The organism is Novosphingobium sp. SG720 (assembly GCF_012275365.1).
Classification (GTDB): domain Bacteria; phylum Pseudomonadota; class Alphaproteobacteria; order Sphingomonadales; family Sphingomonadaceae; genus Novosphingobium; species Novosphingobium rhizosphaerae.
On sequence record NZ_JAAZQN010000002.1, the window covers coordinates 203,001 to 214,616 of the forward strand.

Consider the following 11,616-nt stretch of genomic DNA (forward strand, 5'->3'; position numbering starts at 1 on the left):
GGGATTGTCGCTTTCGGCCGCTGCCCATGTGGCATCGGCCCCCAGAAGGGACATAGACCGTGAGCAAGACCACCCCGTCCATCTATTACGCTGGTGCAGCAGGCCTGGCCCTGGCGCTGGCTTCGCTGGCCAACCCGGCCATGGCGCAGGACGCTGCCGCGCCTGCCGCCGTTCCCGCCACTCCGGCTACCGATACGCCTGCTGCCGACGCCGGCAGCGAGATTGTCGTGACCGGTTCGCGCATCGACCGTACCGACTTGGCCGCCTCCAGCCCGGTTTCGGTGATCAGCGCCGACACGCTCAAGACCGTCAACACCGTCACGGTCGAACAGATCCTGGCCGTGAACCCGCAGTTTGCCGCCGGCCTCAACGGCGCCAGCAACAACCCCGGCGATGGCTCGGCCACGCTCGACCTGCGTGGCCTCGGCTCCAAGCGCACGCTGGTGCTGGTCAACGGCAAGCGCCTGCCGGTCTATGACGCCACGGGTTCGGTCGACGTCAACCAGATCCCCACCGCGCTGATCAAGAACGTCCAGGTGCTCACCGGCGGCGCTTCGGCGGTCTATGGGTCCGACGCCATTTCGGGCGTGGTCAACTTCGTGCTGGACGACAAGTTCACCGGCCTCAAATTCGATGGCGGCGCCCAGGTCACCGGTTATGGCGATGGCGCGCAGTACGACGCCAGCCTGGTGGGCGGCTTCAACATCGGCGATCGCGGCCACCTGGTGCTGTCGGCCAACTATTCCAAGCGCGAAGGCGTGAAGTATTCCGCGCGCAGCTTCAGCAACAAGACGCTCTGCTCCGACGACCTGTCGGAAACCTGCGGCTCGTCGAACACCTCGCCGACCGCGTTCGACATCCCCGGTGCTTCGCGCCAGCAGGTGACGGCCTCGGGCGGCCTGACCAGCGATGTCGCTGGCTACAACTACAACCCGGTCAACTATGCGCAGACCCCGTTCGAGCGCTGGGGCGGCATGGCGCTGTGGAACTATGACGTGAGCGATCATGTCGAACTCTACGGCTGGGGTTCGTATCAGCACATCAAGACGGTGCAGACGCTGGCCCCCACGGCCACGGCGGGCTATTCTTTCAACATCTATTCCGACAACCCCTACCTGTCCGACGCGGAACGCACCGCGTTCTTCGACACGACCGCCAACCCCGATCTCCAGATCAATTCCGATGGCAGTTCCACCATCGGCATCCGCCGCCGCATCACCGAAACTGAAGGGCGCGTGGAACAGCACACCACCACCACCTGGCAGGCGCTGATGGGCCTGCGCGGCGATTTCTTCGACACCGGGTTCAAGTTCGACACCTCGGTGCAATACGCCCAGGTGCACAAGCACACCCTGCTTGAAAACGATCTGTCCTACACCAAGCTGACCAACGCGATCGACGCCGTGTCCGACGGCAATGGCGGCGTGCAGTGCCGCAGCGCCTCGGCCCGGGCTGCCGGCTGCGTGCCGATCGACGTGTTCTCGGTCAATGGCATCACCAGCGATGCGCTGTCCTATGTGCTGGAAAACGCCACGCAGGACGACCGCACCACGCAGTTCGTGGCCGAAGGCAACCTGTCGGGCGACTTGAAGTTCCTGCAGAGCCCGTTCGCCGCTGCGCCGGCCGCGCTCGCCGTGGGGGCAACCTATCGCCGTGAAACCGCCGATACGCGGGTGAGCGACAACTATGCCTCGGGTGACCTGATCTATTACGGCCAGGGCTTCAACATCCCGAACAAGAGCTACAACGTCAAGGAAGCCTACGCCGAGTTCAAGATGCCGCTGGTGCAGGACAAGCCCGGCATCCAGGCACTCGATATCGAAGCCGGCTACCGCTATGCCGACTATTCGATCGCCGGGGGCGTTTCGGCCTACAAGTTCGGCGGCGACTATGCGCCGGTCGAAGGCCTGCGCTTCCGTGCCAACTTCCAGCGCTCGGTGCGCGCGCCCAACCTCTACGAACTCTACCTGCCGACCACGTCGGGCACCGGCAACCTGCAGACCGATCCCTGCGCGGGGGCCAACGTTGCCGCCTCGATCCAGACGCTGTGCATCGCGCAAGGCGCCACGCAAAGCGAACTGAACAAGGGCAGCATTCCCCAGCCCACCGCGGGCCAGGTCAACGCCTATTACGGCGGCAACGTCGATCTGAAGCCGGAAAAGTCGAACACGATCACGGTCGGCATGGTTGTCGAACCGCGCCGCGTGCCGGGCCTGTCGCTGACGCTGGACTATTACGACATCAAGATCGCCAACGCGATCACCTACACCTCGGCCACCACGGTGGTGAGCAAGTGCTTCGCTTCGGGCGACGTCAACAACGCCTATTGCCAGATGATCCACCGCAGCTCGATCGACGGTTCGCTCAGCGGCGATACCTCGGTGGGCGTGGAAACGCTGTATGACAACGTGGCGGTCATCCGCACACGTGGCCTCGATTTCGGGCTGAACTTCCGCCGCGGTCGCCAGTCGGCGTTCCACTACGGGTTCAACTTCGCGGGCACCTACGTCATCAAGAACTACTCGGTGATCGACGGCGAAACCTATGAATGCGCGGGCAAGTTCGGCGCGCAGTGCGATACCCCCACGCCCAAGTGGAAGCACGTTGCCTCGCTCAACATCGGTTGGAAGAACCTGGATCTCACCACCCGCTGGCGCCTGATCGGTGCGGTGAAGGAAGACGAATACACCGACATCGAAAAGAGCCACATCCCGGCCTACAACTACTTCGACGAAACCGCGAATATCCGCGTCAACGACAAGTACACCTTCTCGCTCGGCATGCTGAACGTGTTCAACACCAAGCCGCCGATCGTGGGCGACACCAGCGGTGCCACCTCGGTGGCGGGCAGCACGTTCGCGACCGTCTATGACGTGATGGGCCGCACGTTCTTCGCGCGCGTGTCCGCCAACTTCTGACGGCAGCGGGCAAGCGGCCGGGCGCTGCGGCGCCGGGCTGCCGGGCCGCCGTTCGGCAATCAAGGGGCCGGGTCTTTTGACCCGGCCCTTTTTTCGTGCCTGCGACGCGGGTGTTGTGCCGACCGGTTCGCGCTGCGCGGGTGCTGTCGTTCACGGCACGTCGCAAAGGGGCAAGATTCCGACACAGTTGAAACGAAATGTGGCTTTCAGGCCGCTTTGATTTGCATAAATTTCGCGCAGTTTCCCCTAGGTTGGTACCTATGTTGCTTCGTTGCAACATAGATGAAACGTTTTGAATCCTGCACTCAGAACCTGCTTTCAATTGCGACGAAAAATCTCGCACAAGGCAGCATCGATCCCGGCTTTCGTGGAACGCTGCATCGCCCTGCGCTTATGCCGGGCATGCTTTGGAAAGCCGGGATTGTCGCTCCTGGCAGCCCACCTGGTCGGCTGCCACCAGAAGGGACTGAACAGTGACCAAGCACAAGACCACCGCCTATCGCGCCGGTGCAGCAGGCTTCGCGCTTGCCATCGCCTCCTTGGCCGCACCGGCATTCGCGCAGGACGCCGCTCCCGCCGATGCAGCTACCGCCGACGACTCCACCCCGATCATCGTGACTGGTACGCGCATCGAGCGCCCCGACCTTACCGCGTCGAGCCCCGTTTCGGTGATCAGCTCGGAATCGATCAAGTCGGTCAACACCGTTACGGTCGAACAGATCCTGTCGGTCAACCCGCAGTTCGCGGGCGGCAGCACCGGCGCCAGCAACAACCCGGGTGACGGTTCGGCCACGCTCGACCTGCGCGGCCTGGGTTCGCAGCGCACGCTCGTCCTGCTCAATGGCAAGCGCCTGCCGCTCTATGACACGACCGGTTCGGTCGACGTCAACCAGATCCCGACCATCCTGCTCAAGGACGTCCAGGTCCTCACCGGCGGCGCTTCGGCGGTCTACGGTTCGGACGCCATCGCCGGCGTCGTCAACTTCGTGCTCGATGACAAGTTCACCGGCTTCAAGGTCGATGGCGGTTCGCAGATCACCGGCCATGGCGACGGCGCGTTCTACGACGGCAGCATCGCTGCTGGCTTCAACCTGGGCGATCGCGGCCACATCGTGATCGCGGGCAACTATTCGCAGCGCGACGGCGTCAAGTATGGCGCGCGCTCGTTCAGCAACAGCGTGCTTTGCTCGGACGACAACGTGTCGTTCTGCGGCTCGTCCAACACCACCCCGACCGCGTTCGACATTCCCGGCGCTGGTCGTCAGCAGATCACGGCTAACGGTACGCTCACGTCGAACGTCGTGGGCTACAACTACAACCCGGTGAACTATGCCCAGCTGCCCTTCCAGCGCTGGGGCGGCACCGCGCTGTTCAACTACAACATCACCGATGGCGTTGAACTCTATGGCTGGGGTTCGTATCAGCACACCAAGGTGATCACCACCCTGGCGCCCACCGCCACGGCTGGTTTCTCGTTCAACATCGATCCCACCAACCCGCTGCTGACTGCGGCAGAACGCGATGCGTTCTTCAACACGGCCGCAAACCCGGATCTGGTGATCAATTCGGACGGCACCTCCACCGTGGGTATCCGCCGCCGCATCACCGAAACCGGTGGCCGCATCGAGGAACACCGCAGCGACACCTGGCAGGTCCTGGCCGGCCTGCGCGGCGATCTGGGCAGCAGCCTGAAGTGGGATGCTTCGGTCCAGTACGCCGAAGTGCACAAGCACCAGATCCTGCGCAACGACCTTTCCTATACCGCGCTGACCGAAGCACTGGACGTCATCGCCGATGCCAACGGCAACGCCATCTGCCGCAGCGCCAGCGCGCGGGCCAATGGCTGCTTGCCGCTCAACGTGTTCACTGTCGGCACGCTGCCGCAGAACGCGCTGTCGTATGTCCTGCGCAACGCAACCCAGGACAACAAGACCAGCCAGTTCGTGGCCGAAGCCAGCATTTCGGGTGACCTCGGCTTCCTGACCAGCCCGCTGGCCAACAAGCCGGCCGCGTTCTCGATCGGTGCCGACTATCGTCGTGAAACGGCCGATACCGACGTTGACGATGCCTATGCTTCGGGCGACCTGATCTATTACGGTCAGGGTTTCGACATTCGCAACAAGAGCTACAACGTCAAGGAAGCCTACGTCGAATTCAAGATGCCGCTGGTGCAGGAAAAGCCCCTGTTCCAGGCTCTCGACGTCGAAGCCGGCTACCGTATCTCCGACTACTCGACCTCGGGTCGCGTGTCGTCGTACAAGTTCGGCGGTGACTGGGCTCCGGTGCAGGGTCTGAAGTTCCGCGCGAACTTCCAGCACTCCGTGCGCGCGCCGAACCTCTATGAACTGTACCTGCCGATCACGCCGGGCACCGGCAGCCTCGGCACCGATCCCTGCGCTGGCGCCAACGTTGACGCCACCACCGCAGCGATCTGCGTCGCGCAGGGCGCCAAGCAGAGCCAGATCGGCAGCATTCCGCAGCCCATCGCCGGCCAGGTCAACGCGTTCTTCGGCGGTAACCCCGATCTGAAGGCTGAAAAGTCGAACACCTTCACCGTTGGTGCCGTGGTCGAGCCGGTCCGTGGCCTTTCGCTGACGGTCGACTACTACAACATCAAGATCAAGGACGCGATCTACACCGCGACGATCTCGCAGATCATCTCGCAGTGCTTCGATACCGATCGCAACGCTTCGTCGGCAGCCTGCTCGAGCATCAAGCGCAACCCGCTTGACGGTTCGCTCAGCGGCAACATCACCTATGGTGTTCCCTCGACCTACGCCAACATCGGTTCGATCGTGGCGCGTGGCATCGACGTGGGCTTTGCCTACGCGCACGGCCCGCGTGCTGGCTTCCACTACAGCTTCACCTTCAACGGCACCTACCAGATCAAGAACAACAACGAGATCAACGGTGTCCTGACGGAATGCGCTGGCAAGTTCGGGGCTGACTGCGACAATCCGACGCCCAAGTGGAAGCATGTTGCGACCCTCGGCTTCGGCTTCCAGAAGGTGGACTTCACCACCCGCTGGCGCCTGATCGGTGCGAGCACCGAAGACGCCTCGACCGACATCCTGACCAGCCGTATCCCGGTGGTGAACTACTTCGATGAAACGGTGAACATCCGCGCCACCGACAAGTTCACCTTCACGCTCGGCGTGCTCAACGTCTTCAACAAGACGCCGCCGATCGTCGGTGACACCAGCGGCGCCACCTCGGTGGCAGGCAGCACGTTCCCGGTTATCTACGATATCCTGGGCCGCAGCTTCTTTGCCCGCGTGACCGCGAACTTCTGATCCGGTCCACCGCAGAAAAATCGGGGGTCAGCCGCAAGGCTGGCCCCCTTTTTTGTGCCGGTGGTTCGTTACCCCGCCAATGCTGCAGAGCCGCACGAGCGGCATTCAGCCTCCACAGCGTGGCACCCCAAGAGGCGGCCACGTTACCGGGCCCAGCAGGCAGGACAGCCCGCCTCCCTGCAAGGCACAAAAAAGGGCGCAGCCATTATAGGCCGCGCCCTTTTTGGTTTTTTGCTGCGCTGGATCTCAGCGGTAAAACACGTGCCCTTCGATGCGGCCCACTTTGGTGCGGCCCTTCATCGGGCTGCTGGCGGCATGAAAGAACAGGGCGCCGGGAACCGGATCCTCGGCTTGGCCGTTAAGGACTTGCGTGGCGATGGCCACGGCTTCGCGCCACTGGTCGGTGTCGCGCGGCGGGTTATAGGCGTCGACGTTGAAGAACTGGCCGGGCTGGCGCACCACGGCGCAGGGCTCTGTGGCGAAACGGGCATCGCGCGTACGCGCGCGGATGACCTGGGCCACGGCGGCGCGGCCGCGGCGGGGTTGGTTGCCGGCTTCGTGGACGATGACCTTGGCCATGCATTCGACCTGTCGCGGGTCGGCAGTGGGCTGCAAGGTGGCTTGGTTGTCAACCAAGGGCGAGTCGGTCTGGGCCGACTGGTCTGCACCGGGCAAGGCGGGCAGGACGACTGCGGGTTGCATCGCGGCGGTTTGAAGATCGGCCGGGTTGGCCGCAACCGCAGGCGCGGAAAACTGCAGCGCAGCCAGGAACGCGGCTGCGGAAAGAACACAAGCTATTTTGCCAAAAGCACTTCTGGACATTCCAAGGCATCACACGGGCGCAAGGTCGCCAAGTCACACGCGCGATAAAAACCCAAATCGAAAAGCGCGTGCGGGCTTCCCCACGTCTCGCCACTGGCCAGGGCCCCGGGCCCGAATTGGCCCCTCCCCCCGACAAGTCGGCTGAACGAAGGCGCCCCCCGTGGCCGCTTGGGGGCGATGTGTCAATCATGTTGCGTTCATGTGGCGGGTGCCTGCGCCCGGTTGCAGCCTTCCGGCCACATCGGGTGTTTCCCCCATAAGGCCCGTCGCTGGTGCACCGCCGCGACGCCGCGCGATCGGACAAACTGCCCCGTTGCTCGCTCGGGTCCTTGGGCCTAGCTAGGGTGGCATGATCGCCAGCTATCCCCAAGCCCGCCTGCGCCGCACCCGTGCCACCGCCTGGAGCCGCGCCCTGCACCGCGAAGTGCTGATCACCCCGGCTGACCTGATCTGGCCGCTGTTCGTCACCGAAGGCAGCGGCGTGGAAGCGCCGATCGCCTCGTTGCCGGGCGTGTCGCGCTGGTCGGTCGATGGCATCGTGGCGCGTGCCAGGGAAGCGGTGGACCTTGGTATTCCCTGCCTGGCGCTGTTTCCCAATACCCAGGCCGAGCGGCGCAGCGACGATGGCGCCGAAGCGCTCAACCCCGACAACCTGATGTGCCGCGCGATCCGTGCGATCCGCGATGCCTGTGGCGATACCATCGGCATTCTCACCGACGTGGCGCTCGATCCCTATACCAGCCATGGCCAGGACGGGCTGGTCAACGCCGCCGGCTATGTGGAGAACGATGCCACGGTGGAGGTGCTGGTGGGGCAGAGCCTCAACCAGGCCGCGGCCGGGGCCGATATCATCGCCCCGTCCGACATGATGGACGGGCGCATCGGCGCGATCCGCGATGCGCTGGAAAGCCACGGCCACGTGAACGTGCAGATCATGTCCTACGCAGCCAAGTATGCCTCGGCCTTCTATGACCCGTTCCGCGATGCGGTGGGGTCGCGCGGGCTGCTCAAGGGCGACAAGAAGACCTACCAGATGGACCCTGGCAATGCCGAGGAAGCGCTGCGCGAAGTGGAGCTGGACCTGGCCGAGGGCGCCGACAGCGTCATGGTCAAGCCTGGGCTGCCCTACCTGGACATTGCGGTGCGGGTGAAGGAAGCCTTCGGCGTGCCGGTCTTCGCCTACCAGGTCAGCGGCGAATACGCGATGATCGAGGCAGCCGTGGCCGCCGGCGCGGGCGAGCGCGACGCGCTCGTGCTGGAAACCCTGCTGGCGTTCAAGCGCGCGGGCTGTTCGGGCGTGCTGACCTATCACGCCGCCCATGCGGCGCGCCTGCTGGGAGCCTGAACGCGCCATGACCTTTCGCCCTGACGTCACGATCCTGCCGCTGCATGGCAAGACGCCGCAGATCCACCCCACGGCGTTCATTGCGCCCGGTTGCCGCATCATCGGCGATGTCACCATCGATGAAGGCGCGTCGATCTGGTACAATTGCGTGATCCGGGCCGACGTCAACCGCGTGGTCATCGGCGCGCGCAGCAATGTGCAGGATGGCACGGTGATCCATTGCGACAGCCCGAAGCCGGGCCGGCCCGAAGGCTTTCCTACCCTGATCGGGGAGGATGTCCTGATCGGCCACCTGGCCATGGTTCACGGCTGCATCCTGCACGATCGGGCTTTCGTGGGGCTGGGCGCCATCGTCATGGACGGCGCGGTGATCGAAAGCGATGGCATGCTGGCCGCCGGCGCCATGCTCACGCCGGGCAAGCGCCTTCCTGCGCGCCAGTTGTGGAGCGGCCGCCCCGCCGCCTTCATGCGCGAATTGAACGATGCCGCCCTGGCCGACATGCAGCGCGGCGTGGCGCACTATGTCGAAAACGGCCAGGCCCATGCCGCTGCCGTGGCGCAGGCTTGCCATGGCGCGGCCGCGGATTGAACTGCCACCGTCGGCCGCTTTGCGCGCGCTGGCCGATGCGGAAGGGCGCCTGGCGCTGCGCGTCACCCCCGGTGCGCGCGCCGAAAGCCTGGGCATCGAGGATGGGCGCGTGCTGGTCAAAGTGCGGGCCAAACCCGAGGACGGCAAGGCAACCGCCGCGGTGATCGGCCTGGTGGCCCAGGCGCTGGGCGTGGCCGCGTCGCGCGTGGAACTGTTGCGCGGCGCAACTTCGCGCGAAAAGCTGGTCAGGCTTCCGCCGGAAGCCTGACTGCCACGGCTGCCATGATCATGGCCCAGGCTGCGCCGATCCACAGGCAGCCCAATGGCAGGCGATCCTGCAGGAACGCTCCCACCACGGCGCCGGCGAGCAATCCGGCCCACAGCAGCGCCCAGGGCCGCCATTCGGCGCGGGTTCCGGCGATCTCGCGCGCCAGGCCCTGGCCCAGCTTGACCAGGGCGCCGGTCATATAGGTCAATCCCACGGCCACTTCGCCATCGCGCAGGAACGTGTTGTTGAGCGCGCCCATGGCCAGCACCAGGCCCGCCAGCATCGCCCCGTGCAGGCCCACCGCGCGCGCACCCGCTGCTTCCAGCAGGCAGAGCGCCACGAGTGCCAGCACTGCCAGCTTGCGCCGCGTGCCGGCCTTGAGCGCAGCCAGGGCACCCAGCGTGACGCCTGCGACGAAGCCACCGATCAACAGCGCCGGCATCGCCGCGCGCGGCACATCGGTGCCCAGCGCCACGCCCAGCCGCGTGGTGTTGCCCGACATGAACGAGACGAAATAGCCATCGGCCGAAAGAAAGCCCACGGCATCGATGAAGCCGGCCATTGCGGCCAGGGCAATGGCAAAACGGCGGCGGGCACGATCCATGCGGTCCATGGGTTGCAGACTATGGCGTAGCGGCGAAAAGGGAAGGGCGGATCAGTCGTGCGCGCCAGCCGGCGCCTCGCCACGCGCACCATCGGCCCAGCGTTCCACGCCATCGACCACGGTGTTGAGGCCCCAGCGCCCGGCCGTGTCGTGCCAGGCATCGGCGGCCATCACGATCGGCGCGGTCAGGTCATTGGGCGGCAACTGGTTGGCCCAGTTGGCCAGGGCGTGGGAATTGCACAGCCCCAGCGCCAGGCTGCTGCTGGCGAGCACGCCCCAGGCCCAGCGCCAGCCAGTCTGCAGCGCGGGATCGGCCTCTTGGTCCAGATCGATGGGCGATTCGCCCCAGGGCAGTCCGTCATCCATGCGCCAACCCCTAGAACTGGAAATAGATGAAAGGCGCGATCCCGCCGCCGCGCAAGCCTTCGACGACCAGCAGCACCAGGGTACCGACCAGGCCCACGGCCCAGCCGGGCAGCACGGCCAGCGCCTGGGCGGCGCGCTGCACCGCGTGGCGCGGGCCGAAATGGCAGGCCATGCCCAACGCCATCAGGGCCAAGACCCAGGGCGTGGCAAGCGGCGCGCCGCCGCCCGTGCCGGCCACCATGCCGCGCAGGAACGCGATCGCGCCGGAAAACTCGCTGCACCGGAAGAAAATCCAACCCAGCGCCACGATGTGAAAGGTGATCACCGTGCCAGCCCAAGCGGGCAAGGCCGGCCAGCCGGCCGGGCGAGCGCGCTGCCACAACCGTTCGGCCACCAGCACCCCACCGTGCAGCGCGCCCCAGATCACGAAGTTCCAACTCGCCCCATGCCACAGCCCGCCCAGAACCATCGTGCCGAACAGGGCCAGGCAGGTGCGCCACAGCGCCTGGCGCGATCCGCCAAATGCCCCGATATAGAGATAGTCGCGCAGCCAGCTCGACAGGCTGATGTGCCAGCGGCGCCAGAAATCCTGCAAGGATGCAGCGCGATAGGGCTGGTCGAAATTGCGCGGAAAGCGAAAGCCGAGCAGCCCGGCCAGGCCGATCGCCATATCCGTGTAGGCAGAAAAATCACAATAGATCTGAACCGCATAGCCATAGGCAGCGAGCACCAGCTCCAGTGCCGAATGGCCCGCCGGATCGGCAAACACCGGATCGACCAGATGGACCGAAATGTCGTTGGCGATCACCGCCTTCTTCACCGTGCCCCACAGGATCAGGATGAGGCAGGCCGCCGCTTCCTGCCGCCCCAAGCGGGGCGGATGGCGCAATTGCGGCAGCAGGTGGCTGGGCCGCACGATCGGGCCGGCCACCAGGTGCGGGAAAAAGCTCATTAGCAGCGTCAGGTCGAGCAGGCGCGCCGGCCGCGTGCGGCCGTCGTACACGTCGATCACATAGCTCAGGCCCTGGAACGTGAAGAACGAGATGCCAACCGGCAGGATGATCGCCTGCGCCAGCGAGACGCCGGCGAGATCGGCCAGGAATCCTGCATACTTGAACCAGCCCAGCACCGCCAGATTGCCCAGGATCGCCAACCACAGCGCCACGAGGCGCGGCGCCCGGCCCCACCCCTGCGCGTTGCCGCGCGCGATAATTCGCGCAAACAGCCAGTTCCACGCCGAGCTGGCAATCAGCAGGGCAACGAAGCGCGCGTCCCACAGGCCGTAGAACAGCCACGAGGCGAGCAGCAGCATGATCACGCGCCAATCCCGCGTGCGCGCCATCAGGCGGTTGAGGGCAAAGACCGCCAGGAAAAAGACATGGAAGGCCAGCGTGGGAAACAGCACGGGCGG

General features: G+C 65.2%; 10 protein-coding genes. 6 read left to right on the forward strand and 4 right to left on the reverse strand.

Features of this window, described 5'->3' with window-relative positions:
• Positions 1-59: 59 nt before the first annotated feature.
• From FHW94_RS10335 to FHW94_RS10345, 3 genes are all read left to right on the forward strand, one after another.
• Positions 60-2,918 (forward strand): TonB-dependent receptor, encoded by a 2,859-nt coding sequence (locus tag FHW94_RS10335; protein ID WP_349237490.1) that lies wholly within the window; start codon positions 60-62, stop codon positions 2,916-2,918.
• 282 nt (positions 2,919-3,200) lie between these two features.
• Positions 3,201-3,395 carry a hypothetical protein gene (locus FHW94_RS10340; RefSeq protein ID WP_168555753.1) on the forward strand — a complete coding sequence of 65 codons (195 nt, stop codon included), beginning with the start codon at positions 3,201-3,203 and terminating at the stop codon, positions 3,393-3,395.
• A complete protein-coding gene (locus tag FHW94_RS10345) occupies positions 3,392-6,211 on the forward strand; it encodes a TonB-dependent receptor (RefSeq protein WP_168555754.1) in 2,820 nt (939 codons plus the stop codon). The genes FHW94_RS10340 and FHW94_RS10345 overlap by 4 nt, the downstream gene beginning before the upstream one ends.
• A 246-nt stretch (positions 6,212-6,457) precedes the next feature.
• Here FHW94_RS10345 and FHW94_RS10350 read toward each other — a convergent pair whose 3' ends face one another.
• On the reverse strand, positions 6,458-6,913 hold the full coding sequence (locus FHW94_RS10350; RefSeq protein WP_168555755.1) for a cell wall hydrolase: 456 nt from the start codon (positions 6,911-6,913) through the stop codon (positions 6,458-6,460).
• Between the two features lie 469 nt (positions 6,914-7,382).
• Between FHW94_RS10350 and hemB the strand changes: the two genes are divergently transcribed.
• The 3 genes from hemB to FHW94_RS10365 are packed head-to-tail and all read left to right on the forward strand — an operon-like array spanning position 7,383 to position 9,235.
• Positions 7,383-8,378: a porphobilinogen synthase gene (hemB, locus tag FHW94_RS10355; RefSeq protein ID WP_168555756.1), complete on the forward strand. Its 996-nt coding sequence runs from the start codon at positions 7,383-7,385 to the stop codon at positions 8,376-8,378.
• 7 nt (positions 8,379-8,385) lie between these two features.
• Positions 8,386-8,967, forward strand: coding sequence for a gamma carbonic anhydrase family protein (locus FHW94_RS10360; protein ID WP_179505898.1), 582 nt, complete (start codon positions 8,386-8,388; stop codon positions 8,965-8,967).
• Positions 8,948-9,235 (forward strand): DUF167 domain-containing protein, encoded by a 288-nt coding sequence (locus tag FHW94_RS10365; protein ID WP_168555758.1) that lies wholly within the window; start codon positions 8,948-8,950, stop codon positions 9,233-9,235. The genes FHW94_RS10360 and FHW94_RS10365 overlap by 20 nt, the downstream gene beginning before the upstream one ends.
• On the opposite strand, the gene FHW94_RS10370 is transcribed toward FHW94_RS10365, so the two are convergent.
• From FHW94_RS10370 to FHW94_RS10380, 3 genes are read right to left on the reverse strand one after another with little or no spacing between them, the layout of a single operon-like run.
• A complete protein-coding gene (locus FHW94_RS10370; protein WP_349237491.1) occupies positions 9,213-9,839 on the reverse strand; it encodes a YoaK family protein in 627 nt (208 codons plus the stop codon). The two genes, FHW94_RS10365 and FHW94_RS10370, sit on opposite strands and share 23 nt — an antisense overlap.
• A gap of 51 nt (positions 9,840-9,890) precedes the next feature.
• Positions 9,891-10,205 carry a hypothetical protein gene (locus tag FHW94_RS10375; protein WP_168555760.1) on the reverse strand — a complete coding sequence of 105 codons (315 nt, stop codon included), beginning with the start codon at positions 10,203-10,205 and terminating at the stop codon, positions 9,891-9,893.
• A 10-nt stretch (positions 10,206-10,215) separates the two neighbouring features.
• On the reverse strand, positions 10,216-11,610 hold the full coding sequence (locus FHW94_RS10380) for an MBOAT family protein (RefSeq protein ID WP_168555761.1): 1,395 nt from the start codon (positions 11,608-11,610) through the stop codon (positions 10,216-10,218).
• Positions 11,611-11,616: the final 6 nt, after the last annotated feature.

Excerpts from the sequence above, each read along its gene's own strand:
- FHW94_RS10340 (WP_168555753.1), top strand. The coding sequence starts at position 3,201 with ATGAAACGTTTTGAATCCTGCACTCAGAACCTGCTTTCAATTGCGACG.
- FHW94_RS10350 (WP_168555755.1), bottom strand. The coding sequence starts at position 6,913 with ATGCAACCCGCAGTCGTCCTGCCCGCCTTGCCCGGTGCAGACCAGTCG.
- FHW94_RS10360 (WP_179505898.1), top strand. The coding sequence starts at position 8,386 with ATGACCTTTCGCCCTGACGTCACGATCCTGCCGCTGCATGGCAAGACG.
- FHW94_RS10370 (WP_349237491.1), bottom strand. The coding sequence starts at position 9,839 with ATGGATCGTGCCCGCCGCCGTTTTGCCATTGCCCTGGCCGCAATGGCC.
- FHW94_RS10375 (WP_168555760.1), bottom strand. The coding sequence starts at position 10,205 with ATGGATGACGGACTGCCCTGGGGCGAATCGCCCATCGATCTGGACCAA.
- hemB (WP_168555756.1), top strand. The coding sequence starts at position 7,383 with ATGATCGCCAGCTATCCCCAAGCCCGCCTGCGCCGCACCCGTGCCACC.
- FHW94_RS10365 (WP_168555758.1), top strand. The coding sequence starts at position 8,948 with ATGGCGCGGCCGCGGATTGAACTGCCACCGTCGGCCGCTTTGCGCGCG.